General features: G+C 28.7%; 23 protein-coding genes. 19 read left to right on the forward strand and 4 right to left on the reverse strand.

The genetic code is table 11. The annotated features are described in order from the left end of the window. Nucleotides 1-135: 135 nt before the first annotated feature. Nucleotides 136-267, reverse strand: a complete 132-nt coding sequence (locus tag AC4PG3_RS02280; RefSeq protein ID WP_492197463.1) for a hypothetical protein — start codon at nt 265-267, stop codon at nt 136-138. 381 nt (nt 268-648) lie between these two features. On the opposite strand from AC4PG3_RS02280, the gene AC4PG3_RS02285 reads away from it, so the two are divergent. Next, nucleotides 649-1,302 carry a hypothetical protein gene (locus AC4PG3_RS02285; protein ID WP_492197464.1) on the forward strand — a complete coding sequence of 218 codons (654 nt, stop codon included), beginning with the start codon at nt 649-651 and terminating at the stop codon, nt 1,300-1,302. A 682-nt stretch (nt 1,303-1,984) separates the two neighbouring features. Here AC4PG3_RS02285 and AC4PG3_RS02290 read toward each other — a convergent pair. Beyond that, nucleotides 1,985-2,134 (reverse strand): hypothetical protein, encoded by a 150-nt coding sequence (locus AC4PG3_RS02290; protein ID WP_492197465.1) that lies wholly within the window; start codon nt 2,132-2,134, stop codon nt 1,985-1,987. Between the two features lie 406 nt (nt 2,135-2,540). Between AC4PG3_RS02290 and AC4PG3_RS02295 the strand changes: the two genes are divergently transcribed. The 9 genes from AC4PG3_RS02295 (at nt 2,541) to AC4PG3_RS02335 (ending at nt 8,275) form a co-directional block, all read left to right on the forward strand. Continuing rightward, nucleotides 2,541-3,329 (forward strand): ABC transporter ATP-binding protein, encoded by a 789-nt coding sequence (locus AC4PG3_RS02295; RefSeq protein ID WP_492197466.1) that lies wholly within the window; start codon nt 2,541-2,543, stop codon nt 3,327-3,329. Continuing rightward, nucleotides 3,322-4,935, forward strand: coding sequence for a hypothetical protein (locus AC4PG3_RS02300; RefSeq protein ID WP_492197467.1), 1,614 nt, complete (start codon nt 3,322-3,324; stop codon nt 4,933-4,935). Before AC4PG3_RS02295 ends, AC4PG3_RS02300 begins: the two co-directional genes overlap by 8 nt. A gap of 4 nt (nt 4,936-4,939) precedes the next feature. Further along, the gene (locus AC4PG3_RS02305) at nt 4,940-5,662 is read left to right on the forward strand and encodes an AzlC family ABC transporter permease (RefSeq protein ID WP_492197468.1); all 723 of its coding nucleotides are present in this window, start codon (nt 4,940-4,942) and stop codon (nt 5,660-5,662) included. Beyond that, complete coding sequence (locus AC4PG3_RS02310; RefSeq protein ID WP_492197469.1) at nt 5,655-5,966, forward strand: AzlD domain-containing protein; 312 nt, start codon at nt 5,655-5,657, stop codon at nt 5,964-5,966. Before AC4PG3_RS02305 ends, AC4PG3_RS02310 begins: the two co-directional genes overlap by 8 nt. A gap of 12 nt (nt 5,967-5,978) precedes the next feature. Next, a complete protein-coding gene (locus tag AC4PG3_RS02315; protein ID WP_492197470.1) occupies nt 5,979-6,662 on the forward strand; it encodes a CPBP family intramembrane glutamic endopeptidase in 684 nt (227 codons plus the stop codon). Nucleotides 6,663-6,739: 77 nt separating this feature from the next. Further along, on the forward strand, nt 6,740-7,261 hold the full coding sequence (locus tag AC4PG3_RS02320) for a hypothetical protein (protein ID WP_492197471.1): 522 nt from the start codon (nt 6,740-6,742) through the stop codon (nt 7,259-7,261). Between the two features lie 126 nt (nt 7,262-7,387). Continuing rightward, on the forward strand, nt 7,388-7,552 hold the full coding sequence (locus AC4PG3_RS02325; RefSeq protein WP_492197472.1) for a hypothetical protein: 165 nt from the start codon (nt 7,388-7,390) through the stop codon (nt 7,550-7,552). Nucleotides 7,553-7,666: 114 nt separating this feature from the next. Further along, nucleotides 7,667-8,113 (forward strand): hypothetical protein, encoded by a 447-nt coding sequence (locus tag AC4PG3_RS02330; protein ID WP_492197473.1) that lies wholly within the window; start codon nt 7,667-7,669, stop codon nt 8,111-8,113. A gap of 33 nt (nt 8,114-8,146) precedes the next feature. Next, complete coding sequence (locus AC4PG3_RS02335) at nt 8,147-8,275, forward strand: hypothetical protein (protein WP_492197474.1); 129 nt, start codon at nt 8,147-8,149, stop codon at nt 8,273-8,275. A 23-nt stretch (nt 8,276-8,298) separates the two neighbouring features. Here the strand turns inward: AC4PG3_RS02335 and AC4PG3_RS02340 are convergent, their stop codons facing one another. Beyond that, nucleotides 8,299-9,636 carry an SLC13 family permease gene (locus AC4PG3_RS02340; protein WP_492197475.1) on the reverse strand — a complete coding sequence of 446 codons (1,338 nt, stop codon included), beginning with the start codon at nt 9,634-9,636 and terminating at the stop codon, nt 8,299-8,301. 139 nt (nt 9,637-9,775) lie between these two features. Here AC4PG3_RS02340 and wrbA point away from each other — a divergent pair, with 139 nt between their 5' ends. Further along, nucleotides 9,776-10,387, forward strand: a complete 612-nt coding sequence (wrbA, locus tag AC4PG3_RS02345) for an NAD(P)H:quinone oxidoreductase (protein ID WP_492197476.1) — start codon at nt 9,776-9,778, stop codon at nt 10,385-10,387. 70 nt (nt 10,388-10,457) lie between these two features. On the opposite strand, the gene AC4PG3_RS02350 is transcribed toward wrbA, so the two are convergent. Next, nucleotides 10,458-11,333: a DUF4349 domain-containing protein gene (locus tag AC4PG3_RS02350; RefSeq protein ID WP_492197477.1), complete on the reverse strand. Its 876-nt coding sequence runs from the start codon at nt 11,331-11,333 to the stop codon at nt 10,458-10,460. A 206-nt stretch (nt 11,334-11,539) separates the two neighbouring features. On the opposite strand from AC4PG3_RS02350, the gene AC4PG3_RS02355 reads away from it, so the two are divergent. From AC4PG3_RS02355 to AC4PG3_RS02390, 8 genes are all read left to right on the forward strand, one after another. Further along, on the forward strand, nt 11,540-12,505 hold the full coding sequence (locus tag AC4PG3_RS02355) for a 2-keto-3-deoxygluconate permease (RefSeq protein ID WP_492197478.1): 966 nt from the start codon (nt 11,540-11,542) through the stop codon (nt 12,503-12,505). Between the two features lie 8 nt (nt 12,506-12,513). Then, entirely contained in the window at nt 12,514-13,404 is an 891-nt protein-coding gene (locus AC4PG3_RS02360; RefSeq protein WP_492197479.1) for a dihydrodipicolinate synthase family protein, read from the forward strand. A 12-nt stretch (nt 13,405-13,416) separates the two neighbouring features. Then, the gene (locus tag AC4PG3_RS02365; protein WP_492197480.1) at nt 13,417-13,701 is read left to right on the forward strand and encodes a UxaA family hydrolase; all 285 of its coding nucleotides are present in this window, start codon (nt 13,417-13,419) and stop codon (nt 13,699-13,701) included. A gap of 15 nt (nt 13,702-13,716) precedes the next feature. Beyond that, the gene (locus AC4PG3_RS02370; RefSeq protein WP_492197481.1) at nt 13,717-14,886 is read left to right on the forward strand and encodes a UxaA family hydrolase; all 1,170 of its coding nucleotides are present in this window, start codon (nt 13,717-13,719) and stop codon (nt 14,884-14,886) included. Nucleotides 14,887-14,912: 26 nt separating this feature from the next. After that, a complete protein-coding gene (locus AC4PG3_RS02375; RefSeq protein ID WP_492197482.1) occupies nt 14,913-15,743 on the forward strand; it encodes a fumarylacetoacetate hydrolase family protein in 831 nt (276 codons plus the stop codon). Between the two features lie 193 nt (nt 15,744-15,936). Further along, entirely contained in the window at nt 15,937-16,710 is a 774-nt protein-coding gene (locus AC4PG3_RS02380; protein ID WP_492197483.1) for an IclR family transcriptional regulator, read from the forward strand. An 84-nt stretch (nt 16,711-16,794) separates the two neighbouring features. Continuing rightward, entirely contained in the window at nt 16,795-17,337 is a 543-nt protein-coding gene (locus tag AC4PG3_RS02385) for a TIGR01440 family protein (RefSeq protein ID WP_492197484.1), read from the forward strand. Nucleotides 17,338-17,398: 61 nt separating this feature from the next. Further along, complete coding sequence (locus tag AC4PG3_RS02390) at nt 17,399-18,043, forward strand: undecaprenyl diphosphate synthase family protein (protein ID WP_492197485.1); 645 nt, start codon at nt 17,399-17,401, stop codon at nt 18,041-18,043. The last annotated feature ends 52 nt before the right edge of the window (nt 18,044-18,095 follow it).

The raw sequence follows: 18,095 nt of genomic DNA on the forward strand, positions 1-18,095 counted from the left end.
TTATTATCAGAACTTATTTTATTGGGAGTATTTCCAATTTTCTGATTTTTCAGTTGCTTCTATTCCATTTAACTTAGGTAATTCTATATCAAAAAAAGATTATATCATAGTTTTGGTTAGTATTTGATATATAATCTAGGAGATCTTCTCCGGTATAGAGCATTGAATTTCACATTCTAAATTATATTGTATGAATTTTCTATGGATAATTTCTTTTAATTGCAAAGCAAAATCTTTATCATCTTCCCAAATTCTTATCTTGAACATAAAAACACCCCCTAAAATTACCGCTCAGACCAAAAAAAGACCACTTAGACCAAATTCTAACAAAACTTAAACTTTATCTGGTACAATTATTATAACAGAAGGAGATGGAAATTAAAGTGATAGATAATTTCGGTAAAAGCTAGGTTTTTTAAATGGGATTAATTACTTCTTTGTCATTAGCAGCTCTTTAGTGGTAGTGGCATTGAGTGTTAATAAAACAAAACTAAAGGAGGAAAAGGGATATGAAAAAGGTTTTAATTAATCAAATGGGAAAGATAAGTAAGTTTGCAAAAAGGAAAAGAGTGGAGTTGTAAAATACAAGTTCTTACTTTAAATACTGTGAACTTGAGACACTTAAGGAGATTAAGGAGGATAGTATCTATGAATAAAAGAATTAGTTGTCTATTATTAGTATTTATGATATTATTAACAAACTTTACAAATGTATTTGCTCAAAGTAAAGAAAAAATAGAAGGACCTATTAATAAGGATAAGCATCTAAGTATCATTAATCAAAAAGTTATCAATTTATTAGAAGATAAAGAATTAGAGTTTATTATAACTGAAGAAAACACAATAAAGTTAATAGATCCTAATCCACAAGTAATATCAGAATTAAATAATGATCTTAACACTAGTAAGTTAAGTAGAACAACTTATCCTACTAGGTGGGTAGATATACCTGCATGGGCTCACTCAAGTAATAAAAAATTCAGGGCAGCATATAAAACAGCTTTTACAACAGCTTTAGCTGCATGGTTGATGGATCATACATTGGTTGCTAAGGAGTTAGCAAAATTAGCGGGTGCGACATTTGGATCATATTATTTTATAAACTCAGATGAAGAGAATGTATATTATTTCACTAGACATGCATATAGAGAATTGGGACCAGGTTATTTTGATTCATTAGGTAATCACATAGGTGAATATGAAATGAGAAGAACTGATAGAGTTACTAAGTCAAGCACAGATCGTGATGGACAACATAAAGTAAGGTATGAAGAATCAAGTCAAATAGTAAATATATTTTAATGATAAAATATATATTTTAGAGGAACTGTAAGATCGTAGACAAAATACATTTAAATGGTATTTAAATGTGTTTTGTCTTTTATTTTAAAGATTTAATAATAATTTTGTAAATTTATAAGAAAATCGAGAAGATAATAAACCTAATATCACAACTTTTTTTCTATAAATTTATTTTAAACCTATAGTTTGACTTATATATCCATATTTTGCATATATGAAAAATATGGAAAATATTAAAATTTGTTGTAGACAAAGAGTTCCTAGAATTTACCTGAGGATTTATACCAAGTGAAAATTATTCAATGGAAGTAGCAAAACTATTGGAATATTTTAATGGTGTTTAATATGAGATGTAGAGACTGATTTGGAAAAATTCTTTTTGCTAAATCTTTAATTTAAGAGTTTGTTAAAATGAAAATAACGATCAAAGATGAATTGTATCTATTTAAAATCAAACAATACAAGTTAGTATCATAAGTCTAGTACTTGAAAATCTATTTAAGCACCATGTTTTCGATATCTAAATGAATATCAGATAAGAATATTATGGGTTAAATAATATGAGCCACATGAAAGAAGAATTTTATGTATCGTTTGTGAGAAAATAGAGATTAAGGCTTACTTGCTTATTATAATGAGGGAGAAGTTTATTCTTTTATTATTCATTTAAAGAAACTTGTTATTAATTATCTCCTTTCAATAGATAAAAAATTATATAAGTTGAGCTTGAAATTGCTAATGCCTTTATATTGTCAACTTTTGCAAACAAAGAATTAAGTCCAAGAAAAATCAAATTAAATTTAATGAATTTTTCAATTTTTCTTAATGTCATAGAATCACCTCCAATATTTAATTTTGATATATTGCATTATATTTATCTATCATAAGATCCTAAGTAATGACATCAATAATTAAGTAAGTGGGTAATATCTTTTTAGATAAAACCCTATTTTAAACAAAATTTACATAATATTTAAAATTTGTTTTCTTGAACTTATAGTTAAATGATCAATCTATTATTTATAATAATTATAACATAATGGATTAAAGAATGTTTGATTTTGGATTAAGTTGATATAGTAAAATTAAAGGTAATTAAATAGAGGTAGCAAAAACCTCAGTTCTATTAAATTTAGATATTGTGGTTTATTATTTTTGATATTGATTAATTTTTAAGATATTGGAATACAAGTGTTTTTTATATATAATAGAGATATATGTAAAAAAAGGAGAAAGATATGGAGAAAATAATAAGCATAAAAAATTTAAACAAATTTTATGGACAAAAACAAGTTTTAAAGGACATAAATCTAGATATCTATCCAGGTGAAATTATAGGATATATTGGACCAAATGGGGCAGGAAAGAGTACCACAGTAAAGATAATGCTTGGACTAATAGAAGAATATCAAGGGCAAGTAGAAATATTTGGTGAAGATATAAAGAAAAGTGGAATAGAGTATAAAAGAAAAATAGGATATATTCCAGAAAGTGGAGATATCTACGAAAATTTAACAGCTAGAGAGTACCTTACATTTATAGGTGAACTATATGGAATGGAATATGATAATGTAAATAAAAAGGCAGAAAAGCTTATGGAATTATTTGGAATAAAAGATGTTTATGATGGAAGGATAAGGTCTTTTTCAAAGGGGATGAGACAAAAGGTCATCATTATATCTAGTCTGATAAATGATCCAGATATTCTATTTTTAGATGAGCCACTAAGTGGCATAGATGCAAATAGTGTTATGGTATTTAAGGAAGTTTTAAAGGAACTTTCTAATAGAGGAAAGACAATATTTTACTCATCTCATATAATGGAAGTAGTTGAAAAGTTGAGTAATAGAATTATATTGCTTAAGGATGGAGAGATCATAGCAGATGGAAACTTTGAAGAGTTAAATTCTAAACTTAGTAAGGGGTCTTTGGAAGAAGTATTTAATCAATTAACTGGATTTGAAAGTCATGGGAAAATAGCTAAAGAAATAGTAGATACCATAAAGGAAGATGATAGAGATGAATGATCCTAAATTCTTAAAATTTTTAGATGTATTTAAAGGATTGTTTAAAGTGTTTAAAATTGACTATCCTCTTATGAGGGAGATACTTAAAACTAAGCTAATATTAGATAGTAGAAGAACTTCTACAGTAAATATGCTAAAAGCAGAGGATAAAAATAGGGAAGATAAAAACAATTTTTTAAGGTCCCTCCCTATATATGTATTTATGGGACTAATACTAATTCCCTTTTTGTTTTTAAGTGAGAATTATCTTATGGGAATGAGTATGCTATTTTCAATATTTATGTTTCTAATGATGACTTCTCTTATATCAGATTTTTCATCTGTATTATTAGATATAAGGGATAATAATATAATTCTTACAAAGCCGGTGGATTCTAGAACTCTAAATATGGCTAAAATTATACATATATTTTTCTATGTATTTATGATAACTTTATCTATAATAGGGCCTTCACTAATAGTTGGCCTATTTAAAAAGGGATTTTACTTTTTCATACTATATTTATTTTCTGTAGTATTTATAGACCTATTTATAATAATGATTACTGCCTTAATTTATCTATTTATATTAAAATTTTTCAATGCAGAGAAATTAAAAGATATTATAACCTATGTGCAGATAGTTCTTAGTGCAATAATAGCTATAAGTGGACAATTAGTAGGAAGAATGTTTGACTTTAGCCAAATCTTTGAAATTCAATTTCAGCCTACATGGTGGAGCTATTTACTTCCTCCAGTTTGGTTTTCAAGTTTTTTTGAACTATTATTAAATGGCAATAGGCAAGGCTTTATAATCGCTTATTCAATTCTAGGAATTATAATGCCTATTTTGTCAATTGTATTATATATAGTATTTATTCCAAACTTTGAAAGAAATTTACAAAAGCTGAACGAAGCTGATAACTTAGGGAAAAACAAAAATAAATTGACAGTTAAGATAGCTAATTTAGTTTGTAAGACAAAAGAGGAGAAGAGTTTTTTTCGTTTTACTACAAGTATGATTAAAAGTGAAAGAAATTTTAAACTTAGAGTTTATCCAAGTCTAGTATATGGTATAATGTTTCCAATTATCTTTTTATTTGCAGGTGGAATAAGTGATGTTAGAGATACTAAAGCCTATTTTACAATTTATCTTATAAGTATGGTAGTTCAACCTATAATCCAGGTTTTAATTTATTCGGAAAATCATAAAGGAGCTTTTATATATAATGTATTTCCCATTGATTATAATGAAGTCTATAAGGGATCTTTAAAGGCCATGTTTTTTAATTTAATAACTCCCTTATTTATATTAATGAGTATACTTTATCTATATATTTTTAAAATAATGGTTTTACCTCATTTAATCGTGGTTTATTTAAATTTGTTTTTAAGTATTTACTTGATTTTCAAATTCACAGAAAAGGCATTACCATTTTCTAAAGCATATGGCGTTACAAATAAGGGGAATTTTTTAGAATTTTTAAAGTCAACTTTTATTTTAGTAGCACTTGCAGGCTTACATTTTTTATTTGCGAAGATTAATTATGGTGTATATATTTATTTGCTAATAGTTTTGATTGTAAATAAGTTATTATGGAATAAAGGTTTTAATCTGAAAGGATAAAATTATGAATAATAAAAACCAAACACAAAACACAAAAGAGAGTATAAAACAAGGAGCAATAATGTGTACCCCTATGATACTGGGATTCTTACCTATATCAATAGCATTTGGACTCCTTGCAAAAAATACAGGATTATCATTTAGAGATACATGGCTAATGTCATTTATAGTATTTGCAGGGTCAAGTCAGTTTATGGTTCTTGATTTAATAAATGCTGGAGTATCTGTAGGTAGTATGATTTTAGCTACATTTTTATTAAATTTAAGACATCTAATGATGTCAGCTTCACTTAGTTTAGAGTTTAAAGATATAGATAGAAGATATCTTCCCTTGGTGGGGTTTGGAGTTACAGACGAGTCATTCTCTATAGTTTCTTTTAATAAAGATAAAATAAATTTACCCTTTATTTTGACCCTATTTTTTCTAGCTCATACAGCTTGGTGGGGAGGAACTGTTATAGGTTATTTAGTAGGGGAGATACTACCCAGCTCCCTACAATTAAGTCTTAGCGTAGGATTATATGCTATGTTTGCAGGTATTTTATTTCCACAGATCAAAAAAGCAAGAAAGGTTTTAACTCTTACTATAATTTCAATGATAATATATGCAATAATTTATTATATCAATATACTGGGTTCAGGATGGGATATAATTTTAGGAATTATTTTATCTTCTATGGCTTGCGTATATCTATTCGACGAAAAGAGGTTTGAAAAAAATGAATAATTATATACCGTTAATATTGGGAATGGCTTTAGTTACATATATACCACGACTTATTCCTCTATTGATATTGAGTGATGATAATGTAAATCCAAAGTTAAGACAATTTCTTACGTATATCCCCTATACCTCTTTGAGCATATTAATTATTAGGGGAATTATAACATCCTCTGATGAAATGAGAATTCCAACAATTATAGGGATAATCGTTGCAGCCATAATAGCTTATTTTAAGGAAAACTTAGTTCTATCAGTTCTAGGTGGGATATTTGCAGCCTTTATAACTATAAATTTTTTAGGTATGTAAAGAGGTGGAATTATGAAAAAAGAGAAGAAAACGGCTTTAAATGTTATCTTCATAATGATTATATCTATACTTATTATGTTTGTTGTTGAATACTATATAGTTCCTGGATATATAATAAAGTCCATATTAAAGGTATCTATGTTTTTAATCTTGCCTTTAGTCTATGTAAGATTTGATAGAAGTATAAATATACTAGACTATTTTAAAATATACTCTAGGAGACAATTTCTAAAATCTCTAAGCCTTGGTGTATCAATATATATGCTTATAATTGGTGCATATTTTATACTTATAACTTATATAGATCTAAATCAAATTAGACAAATATTATATGAAAGTGGAGATATAACGAAGAAGAATTTTCTTTTTGTAGCAGTTTATATTTCATTTTTTAATTCTCTTTTAGAAGAATTCTTTTTTAGAGGATTTATATTTTTAAGTTTAAATAAAAGAGCTAGTAGATCAGTCGCATATTTTGTAAGTGCTCTAGCCTTTTCTCTATATCATATAGGAATAATGGTAGATTGGTTTAATGTAATTATATTTTTATTGGCACTTACAGCTCTATTTATAGGTGGATTAATATTTAACTATTTAAATGAAGAGAATAAAAATATATATAATTCTTGGTTAGTTCATATGTTTGCAAACCTTGCTTTAAATACTATTGGATTTATAATGTATGGAATAATCTAGAGTGATGTATTGAATTTATTATAAGAATATATATTATTTTAGGGAAAAGATATTTAGTTAGGGTTGGAGATGATTAGATGAAGCGAGTGTCAGAATTTATAGGTATAGTTTTTATTGTGGTATTAATGGCGGGGTTTTTTCTATATTTTAACAATGATATCGGGATTAGTAAATCTGCTATTGAGAGTGAAGCACGCAAATCTCACAAAATTAAAGAAGATTGGCAGGTATCAAAGGATATTAGGGATACTATGTCTGCTATGGTTTTTTATCCAGAGGACAAGTCTGACCATACTTTTTCTATTTATGTAAACCGCCCAAGGATTTCGTTTGGATACTTTTTTAGGGGCGGTGGGGATATTGTGGCAGTCGAAGAGTATATATCAGAGTTTACCCTTGAAGGATATAATGACCGTGCTTTTATTTCTTTGAATACACAGGAAGTAGAAAGAATGGAAATAGATGACGGAAATTCCATTGAAATGATAGACATTGATAGTAATAAACCTTTTGTTTTTGTATTGCCAAAGAATATTGGTAGAATTACTTTTTTTGATATTTATGGAAATACTGTTGAAACAATAAACAACCCATTATAAGCATTATCCTTGAGCCTTCATCTGTAGGCTCATTGCTGTAAGAATTGTAAAAAATGGGAAATGAAGATTACTTACATAATAGTATATTAATGTGTCACAAATATTATTTAATAGGGGGTTATAACGGTGATAGATTTTATAAAATTGATAACTATTATAATGGGTGTGGCCTTTCCTGCATTTTTAATTAAGGCAATCAAAGCAGAAAATAATAAAACAATATCAAAATATACCACTTGGGCTTGTGTTAGTTTTGGAATTGTCGTATTCACTTTAATGGGGTTACATTGATGTATGTACTTTAATTGGGTAGGATTATGAGCATAACTAAGATTTGAACTTAAGTCCTAGAATGTATAATAGTAAGAAAATGTGGTATCGGAATTTTAGTTAGGGGTGAATTATATGAAGATAAAAAAGTTTTTATTAACTATGTGTCTAACTTTATGTTTTGGGTTAATTTTGGTATCGTGCACATCAAACAATGTAAGTTTAGAATTTTTGATTACACCAGACGAAATAATACTACATAGTAACAATCAACTCATGGCATTAAATAAAATAGAAGATAAAACAAAGGATTTTATCAAATCACGCAATGAAAAGTATGATGACTCTACAAAAATATCTGAAGAAGATATGAAAAAGGCTGAAGAAATTCAAAATGAATTCTTGGATATTCTAAATTCAGGGAGAAAAATCGAAAATAAAATTACTATCGAAGATATATTCAATCAGCTTAGAGAACTTGAGGGCATATATGTTGATTCATTTGAAGAAGATGTTATTGTTAGGATTGACTTAATTGAAGACCTAAAAACACAATCAGTCGTTTCTTTAGAGAATGCTTAGCTTAGGGCACTTATTTTATTAGAAGATGGTAATATGATAATTCCTAAAGGGGTAATATCTAAATCTGAAACAGGGCTTGAACCAACTGGTAAACTTGAATATATTAAAGTAAAGCTTCCTGAGGAATTAAAACTTGAACTTGAAGAACTTGCTAAAGATTAAATGACATCATTAATAAAATATGACTACAATAACCCCATAAAACTCCAATAAGGAATAAAAAATAAAAATATACTTCCTATGGTCAATATAGTAAGATAAAATCCAAATCTCATCACAGTTTTACTAGTAAAATAGCCTTTCCCTTCACCTATTACCAAAATCACATTGTGAAAAGGTAGTATACTATGGGTTACAATACTTAAAAATACTATAAAGATTAATATTTCACTTTTAACTATACCTGAACTTATAAGTAAAAGACTTGGTATAACTACAGATAGTGTTGTAACATTACTACCTAGGATCATATGTAAACTCATGGTAGTTATAATGATAATGAATATATACTTGAATGAAAAAGTTTGTGGAAATAAACTTGTAAATGAGCTAAAAACTTTTTGTGCAATTCCACTTTCATTTATTACTGCCCCTATTGAAAATGCTGCAGTCAAAAAAACCATTAAACTAATATTCAAAGATTTCATGTCCTTTTTTTGAAGTGTATTTGTAAAAAAGAACAGTATACAGCCTAAGATAACAATTATAGTGGAGCTAATATTGTGTATACTTTCTGTAGACCACATAAAAGTTGTAAACATTATTATGGATACATTTTTCCAATCTGTTTTTGTAAGAATTTCTTTTGAAGGTATATTAGAGTTTTGAGAGTATCCCCTTAAATCTTTTCTAAATGCAATATAAAACAAAGCGACTCCTGAGATAACCATCATACCCCCTGGAATAGTCATATACTTTATCCATTCAAATTCACTTAAAAATATATCGCTTATAGACATCATTCCTAATGTTAATATAATATCTCCGCGGACAAATAGTATATTTACAAGAAATGAAAAGACAAAGATTCCAAACATTAAAATACTTTTTAAATCACTTTTTATTTCTATAGTATTAAAATATTGGGAGTATATAAGGGATAGAATTATTATCCTGGAAAATGGTTGAGGAATTATAAATATAAGTATTAGAGGAAATAATACCATGGATATTAATAGAGCTTTTAAGCTCTTAGTATATTTATATAGTAAAGGCTCTAATAACTTTTCTCCTAAATGACTATTTGCGATTCCTTGAGAAAATAAAAAAGAAAACAATATTAAAAAGAAATTTTCTGATAGAGGAAAAGAAAATATCTTATAAATTGAAGTATTTCCAAAGAGGATAAATATGCATAACAAAAATATAGACATGTATGTCCTATTTATATGTCCAGTAACCCAAGTGATAATTGTAAAGACTAAAGAGGCAAGGACTACACTTTGTTTAAAGTCAATATTAAATGGTCTAAAAATAAGAATTAAGATTGGTACTATAAGGGTATATAAATTTTTTCTCAACATAATATCCTCTCCAAAATATATTTATAATATTATATCAGATATCTAAGTCAATATGAATAAAATAAAATCAGAGGATTATCAAAATCCATCTAGGGTATAATTATATATAATAATGGAAAACCATGAAAGGAGAGCAAACATGGATAAGATAAAATTGACCATAGTTTATTATAGTATGACAGGAACAAATTATCAGATGGCAAAGTGGGCTAAAGAAGGAGCAGAAGAAGTAGGGGCAGAAGTTAGGATAGTTAAAGCTAGAGAGCTTGCTGCAGAAGATGTAATAGATCAAAATCCTGTATGGAAGAAGCACTATGAAGATACAAAGGATGTGTTAATTGCTACCAGTGATGATCTTGTGTGGGCAGATGCAATTATATTTTCATCACCTACTAGATTTGGAACTGTTTCTGCTCAAATGAAACAGTTTATAGACTTGCAAGGTGGAATATGGGCTCAAGGGAAGTTAGCAAATAAGGTAGTTTCAGCAATGTCATCAGCGCAAAACTTCCATGGGGGACAAGAACAAACTATACAGTCTATATATACTCCAATGATGCATTGGGGTGCAATTATAGTGCCACCTGGATACACAGATGAATCCATATTTAAATCTGGAGGGAATCCATATGGTACAAGTGTTACAGTTCAGGATGGCAAAATGGTAGAGGATGTAGAGGCTTCAGTAAAGCATCAAGCAAGAAGAACAGTAGAAGTTGCTAAATGGATAAAAGATGGAGCTAAAGGATAATTTAGGATAAAAAAAGACCTAATTACAAGAAATATTGTAATAGGTCTTTTAATTTGCCCTGGTTTATGGTTTAAGATTTATCTTTTTTTATCTTTTTAAACACCTTAAATGAGATAAATCCAAGTAAAATTAGGATTAATCCAAATGGTAAGAAATATATAAACCATATTATAAAGCTTTCTAAGGCTATTTTAAAGCTATACATAGAGTTTGATAGGGCATTTTTTACCTTTATACCAAAACTTGTTTCTACTGTTTCCGTACTACTTAATCTTTCTACTTCTTCTATTTCAAGATTTATAGTACTGAAATCTACTTTATCATCTAAATTTAAAAGTCTAGATTTTAATCTTTCCTTTTCGTATACAACTTCATTTAATTGGTTTTCTAGAGCTATAATATCTTCTATTTTTTCAGCTTTTTCAAGTAGATTTAAAAGTCTTTTTTCCTTAGTTTCAAGTATATTTAGTCTAGATTCTGTATCATTGTATTCCTTAGTTACATCGGTTTTATCAGTGCTTTCACTTACTATATTACCTACTCCATTTAGATCTTCTTTAAAAGATAAAATTTTATCCTTTGGAACTCGTATTATATATGATGCATATCTAAAATTTTTAGAATTATAGTAATTATTATATTTGACAATGGAATTTTCTATATATGAGTCATGTTCCTTTATGATTTCTGATAATCTTTTTTGAGCAGCAGAAAAATCAATAGTTTCAAAGTGCATATTTACTGTAGTTATAACTTTTTCTGGTTCTAGACTGGATTCACTTTCTCCTTGGGTAAAATCACTTTCAATTCCACCTATAGAATTTGAATTTTCCATAGGTTCGCTTTTAGACATATCAGTTGTGTTCTCTGAACTACATGCAGAGGCAAATACAAATATAATAATCATACTTAAAGACAATAATAAAAATTTCGTATATCTTTTCATTAATATCAGCTCCTTTAATTAATTATAAATTATAAATATCAAGCAAGATATACAAAGTGGTTACAATTTAGATTCAATTTGCAAAATTAAATTAATTCTAAAAAAGGCTTGACATAATTTTATAATAGTTTATAATTTAATACATATTCAGTTCGTAAGAAGAAACTAAGTTCCTAAATACGAACAAGATAAAAGGAGGAGATCAAATGATTAAAAAGTTTTTAGACAGAGTACCCGCAGGTATGATGATAGTTCCGATGTTTCTTTCTTCAATTATTAATACTTTTTTTCCTGAATTATTTCAAATTGGATCTTTTACCACAGCAATATTTACTAGTTCAGGTGTAGCAGCAATTATAGGAGTTCAATTAGTATGTATGGGAAGTCAGTTAAGAGTTCAAAAATTGATGGCCGTAGTAAGAAGAGGTGGAGTTTTACTTTTATCTAAATTTATTATTGGTGCAGTGATAGGTATAGTAGTAGGGAAAATCTTTGGAATGGATGGTATATTTGGTTTAACTACATTAGCAATATTAAGCTCTATTACTAATAGTAATGGTAGTTTGTATTTAGCTCTAATGAGTACTTATGGTGATGAAGTTGATCAATCAGCTATGAGTTTCTTAGCCTTAAACGATGGTCCTTTCTTTACGTTAGTAGCTTTAGGGGCTTCAGGGTTAGCAACAATTCCATTTATCTCATTAGTAGCTGTAATCGTTCCGATTGTATTTGGTATGGTAATAGGAAATCTAGATGAGAAGATGTCTAAATTTTTAGCACCAGGAGTTGGATTATTGGTACCTTTTGTAGGTATAACATTGGGTGCAGGTATTAATATTACAAATATAGCTAGAGGCGGATTTTCAGGAATTCTTCTTGGTTTAATAACAGTACTTATTAGTGGACCATTTGTAGTATTTATGGATAGAAAATTAAATAAAAGACCAGGATATGCAGGTTGGGCAGTATCTACAACTGCAGGTAATGCTATAGCAGTTCCAGCTGTAGTTGCAACTCTAGATCCAGCTTGGGCACCATATGTAGCGACAGCTACTACTCAAGTAGCAGCATCAACTGTATTTACAGCTATTGCAATTCCATTTATTACAAGTTGGTGGGTTAAAAAACATGGTAGTCCGCAGTATCCGTTAAATAGTAAATTAGGAGGATAAGAATAAAGATGAAATACAGAATATTAACACCAACAATAACAGTTTTTAATAAAGATGAGACAATTGATTATGATGGTAACAAGAAAGTTATTGAATTTTTAATAGAAAATGGAGTAGATGGAGTTGTTCCCCTAGGTAGTTCAGGTGAATTCCCAGATATCTCTTTTAAAGAGAGAAAAAAGTTTTTAAAGTTTTACTTAGAACAAGTTAATAAGAGAGTGGAAGTTTTAGCTGGAACTAGTTCAATGAATTATAATGAAACAGTAGAACTTAGTAATTATGTCTTTGAGTTAGGTGCAGATGGAGTCTTAATAATCCCACCTTATTACTTTGGAATAAGTCAAGATGAAGTATTTAGATATTTTGATAGATTGGCTGGAGATGTTAAAGGAGATATTTATATATATAATTTTGAAGCAAGATCGGGGTTTGATATAGATGCTGAAACTTTAACTAAACTCGCGATAAAGCATAAAAATATTAAAGGTATGAAAGATTCTACAGCATCAGTAGCCCATACTAAAGAGTGTATATGTAAAGTCTTAGAACATAGACCAGATTTTAGGATTTATTCAGGTTTTGACAATCATTTTATTCCGAATATTATGGCAGGCGGTGTTGGCTGTATATCAGCTATATCTAATATTTTACCTGAGTTATGGAGTAATTGGATCAAAGAGACAAAAGCAGGAAATTTTGATCAAATAGTAAAAATCCAAAAAAAGATTGATGATTTAATGCAACTATATTCAATAGATAGTAATTTCTCTTTATTATTTAAAAAGCTTATGAAAGAAAGAGGATTAGATATAAATACCACAACTCTATTCCCTTTTGATCTTATAGATGATGATAAATATAATAAGGCAAAAGAAATATTTAAAAAATATTTAAATTAGGGAGGAAATAATATGATTAATGCAATACGTATTAGTGATGAAGATAATGTTATTGTTGCTATTGAGAACATAAAAAAAGGTGAACAAGTAGAATATGTAATCAATAATGAAAGATTAAGCTTTAAAGCTTTAGATGATGTTAAAATCTATCATAAACTAGCAAAAGATGATATTAAAGAAGGTGAACATATAATTAAATATGGTGAACATATAGGAATAGCTGGCTCAGATATAAAAAAAGGTGAGCATGTTCATACACATAATGTTGAAGATTCAAGAGAAAAATTAGAAGCTTAAATGGGAGGTAAAATAATGAGAACATTTTGGGGTTATAAAAGAGAAGATGGAAGAGTGGGTATTAGAAATCATATTTTAATATTACCAGCAAGTGTTTGTGCATCAGATACCACTAGAATTATAGCTAGTCAAGTTGAAAGTGCAGTTACATTTAATAACCAATTAGGTTGCTCTCAAGTTGGAGATGACTTTGTTTATACTATGGATACCATGGCTGGTTTTGCAGCTAACCCAAATGTATATGGAGTAGTAATAGTAGCATTAGGTTGTGAGAATGCTCAAATGCATTTAGTTAAAGAAGCTATAGAAAAAAGAACTAATAAACCTATTGAGAATATAATTATTCAAGAAGAAGGTGGAACACTCAAAACTATAGAAAAGGCAGTTAGATTTGCTAAAGAAATGGCATCTGAAGCTAACATGTTGAGGAGAGAAGAGTTTCCGATATCAGAACTAATACTAGGAACTGAATGTGGTGGATCAGATCCAACTTCAGGAATCGCATCTAATCCAGCAGTAGGAGCTCTAAGTGATTTATTAGTGGAAGCAGGAGGTACCAGTGTTTTAAGTGAGACAACAGAATTTATAGGTGCAGAACATATACTTGCTAAAAGAGCAAAAAATAAAGAAATACATGATAGAATATATGAAATTATATATAGATATGAGGATCATATAAAGGTAAATACAGGAGAAGATGTAAGAGATGGTAATCCATCACCAGGAAATAAGGATGGAGGCCTTACTACTCTTGAAGAAAAGTCTTTGGGTTGCATACACAAAGGTGGAAATTCAGTTATAAATAATGTTTATGATTATTCTAAACAGTTAAAAGCAAAAGAAGGACTTGTAATAATGGATACTCCAGGTAATGATGCTTCATCTGTAACTGGAATGGTAGCAGGAGGATGTCAAATTGTTGTATTTACCACAGGTAGAGGCACTCCAACTGGACACCCAATATCACCTATAGTTAAAATTACAGGAAATAGAGAAACATATAAGACAATGGAAGATAACTTAGACTTTGATGCAAGTCCAGTTATATATGGTGAAACTACTATAGAAAAGCTAGGAGAAGAATTGTTAGATAGGTTAATTGAGTATTGTAATGGAAAACTTACAAAAGCTGAGTCTTTAGGATATATGGAAACTGCCATTCAAAGGGGAGCTAATTTCGTATAAAAATAATTTTAAAAGGGAGCATCTATATGAGATTTTTAACTTATCTACATGAAAACGAAGAATATATAGGATTTATTGAAAATGATATAGTTTATAAAGTAAATAGTAATAATATGATCGATGTTATAAAGTCTTACAAAGATATAGATTTTGAATCTATGAAAAAAGACATAGACTCTATTTCTGTTGAAAAAGTAAAAGTAATGTCTCCAATAGTAAAACCTGTACATGACATCATATGTGTTGGGAAAAACTACAAAGATCATATTGTAGAATTAGGATTTGATATCAAAGAAAAATTTACAGCAAGTTATTTTGGGAAAAGAGCTATTAGAATAATGGGACCGAACGAAAACATTAAGGGAAGATTTGATTTGGATAGAGCATTAGATTATGAAGTGGAGCTTGCAGTTGTAATAGGAAAAGAATGCAAAAATATAAAAAAAGAAGATGCGTTAGAATATGTTTTTGGTTTTACGATATTTAATGATCTATCATCTAGAAATATACAAATGGACCATGGGCAATGGTTTAGGGGAAAAAGCTTAGATGAATATAGTATTATGGGTCCCTATTTAGTTACTAAAGACGAAGTAGATTATAACAATCTACAGATTAAATCTTATGTTAATGGAGAATTAAGACAAGATTCTAATACAAGTAATATGATAATAAAGATAGAAGAGATAATAGAAGAGCTTTCTAGTGCAATGACATTAGAACCGGGGGATATAATTAGTACAGGCACTCCAGCTGGGGTTGGTTTAGGATATACTCCTCCTAAATTTTTAAAATCAGGGGATAATATTAGATGTGAAATAGAGGGACTAGGAAGTTTGTACAATGAGGTAATTTAATTATAACTGATAGTAATAAGTGTAAAACAATAAAATATAAATTAACTTAGTATTAGAAAGAATAAGACGGTATAGTTACCATAATAGAGCTATACTGTCTTATTTATTTTGTTATTTAATAAGATAAATAGATTGATGAATTTTTTCAAATGTGTTAGTTTATAATGTAGTAATAAACGGGGAGGGATTTTTAATGAATAAAGTGCATAGACCAACAGAGAGGGTTATAGATATATTAACTATAGTTTCCAGATATAAAGAAGGTGTGACTTTTACGGATATAAGCAGTGAAACAAATATCCCTAAAGGAACATTATCTCCAATATTACAGACTTTAGTAGATAAAAAAATGCTGTTTTTAAATAGCACTACAATGCAATATAGAATAGGAACTAAAGCATTTAAAATAGGATATTCATTTACAGATAGTATAGACATAATAAAAACAATAGAATTAAAGATGAAGAAGATTGTAGATCAATGTCAAGAAATATGTCAGCTGGGAACACTTGATGGTAAAAATGTCCTATACATGGGAAAGGTAGAGCCTATTCAATCTATAAGATTAGAATCTAGTGTAGGTAAAAGCTTTCCTGCATATGCAACAGCTTTAGGAAAATGTTTATTAATTAGATATGATAATGACCATATATTAGAGATGTATAAAGATGGTATGGAAAAGATGACAGATAAGACAATAGATAATGCAGCTAAGTTAATAGAAGAAATAGATAAAGTAAGGAAAAATAATATAGCCTATGAGTGGGGTGAATCTAATGAGCAGGTAATGTGTCTAGCAGTGCCTATATATTACGATAATAAACCTATACTATCAATTAGTGTCAGTATTCCTATCTATAGAGTAGAAAAAGAAAAATTAAAGTTTATAGAAGAAATATTACTTAATAATAAAGAAAAGATAGAAAAAGAAATAAAATTTTTGGAGATATCTAATATCTTAATATAAATCGCAAATAAGATATACAAAATGTTTACAGTTTATACTATTATAAACATAATGTGGTATATTATATATGAGGAGATGATTTAAATGGATTTAAAAAATATAGAAAAAAATGTAGAGCAGATAACCTTAGAACTTTTAGAAGCTGCAAAATTAAATCCTAAAGATGCAGTTGTAATTGGTGGTAGCACAAGTGAGATAATAGGTGAGTATATAGGATCTTCTACTAATTTAGAAGTTGCTAAAATAGTTATCAAAACTATAGTATCTATTTTAAAAGAAAACCACATATATCCAGTTATTCAAGCATGTGAACATATAAATAGAGCCTTAGTCGTAGAAAGAGAATATGCAAACAACAATGGACTTGATCCTGTAAATGTAGTTCCAGTAGAAACTGCTGGAGGAGGATTTGCAACTGCTGCTATGGAAATTTTAGAGGATCCTGTAGTAGTGGAAAAAGTAGGGGTACAGGCAGGTATAGATATAGGAGATGTATTTATAGGTATGCACATAAAAGGTGTGGGAGTAGTAGTAAGAAGTGACATAAAGAAAATAGGCGAAGCAAATCTAAGTATGATAAGAACTAGACTCAAATTAATAGGTGGAGATAGGTCGAAACACTTTTAGATCTGTTGGCATAAATCCTCGTATATTGTAAACAATATATATAAAAGAATGGAGGATACTTATGCGAATACCAGAACATTTAGCAATTATTCCTGATGGAAATAGAAGATGGGCACAAAATAATGGAATGACAAAAGAAAAAGGGTATAAAAGTGGATTAAATCCTGGACTTCAAGCTTTTAAGCTATGTGAAAAACTTGGGATAAAAGAGCTTACTTTTTATGGATTTACATCTGATAATACAAAGAGACCTAAGTTTCAAAGACTTGCATTTACAAAGGCTTGTATAGATGCGGTAGAAATGCTAGCCAAGGAAAATGCAGATTTATTAGTTATGGGGAATGTAGATTCAAAGATGTTTCCAGAGGAATTAATACCTTATACAAAAGAGAGAAAGAGATTTGGACATGGTGGAACTAAGGTGAATTTTTTAGTTAACTATGATTGGAAATGGGATGTTTCTAATATACTTAATTACGAAAAGACTTCAAACAATTTAATAGTAAACTTAAAGTCAAAGGATATATCTAGAGTAGATCTAATAATTAGATGGGGTGGACGCAGGAGATTAAGCGGTTTTTTACCTATTCAATCTGTATATGCAGACTTTTATATTGTTCCTGATTATTGGCCAGATTTTAAAGAACAAGATTTTCATGATGCTTTAAAGTGGTATGATACCCAAGATATAACCCTTGGAGGATAAAAAATCAACTCTCAAAATTTGGGGTTGATTTTTAAAGGATTTAAACATAGAA

Source organism: Tissierella sp. QWL-11 (genome assembly GCF_058683765.1).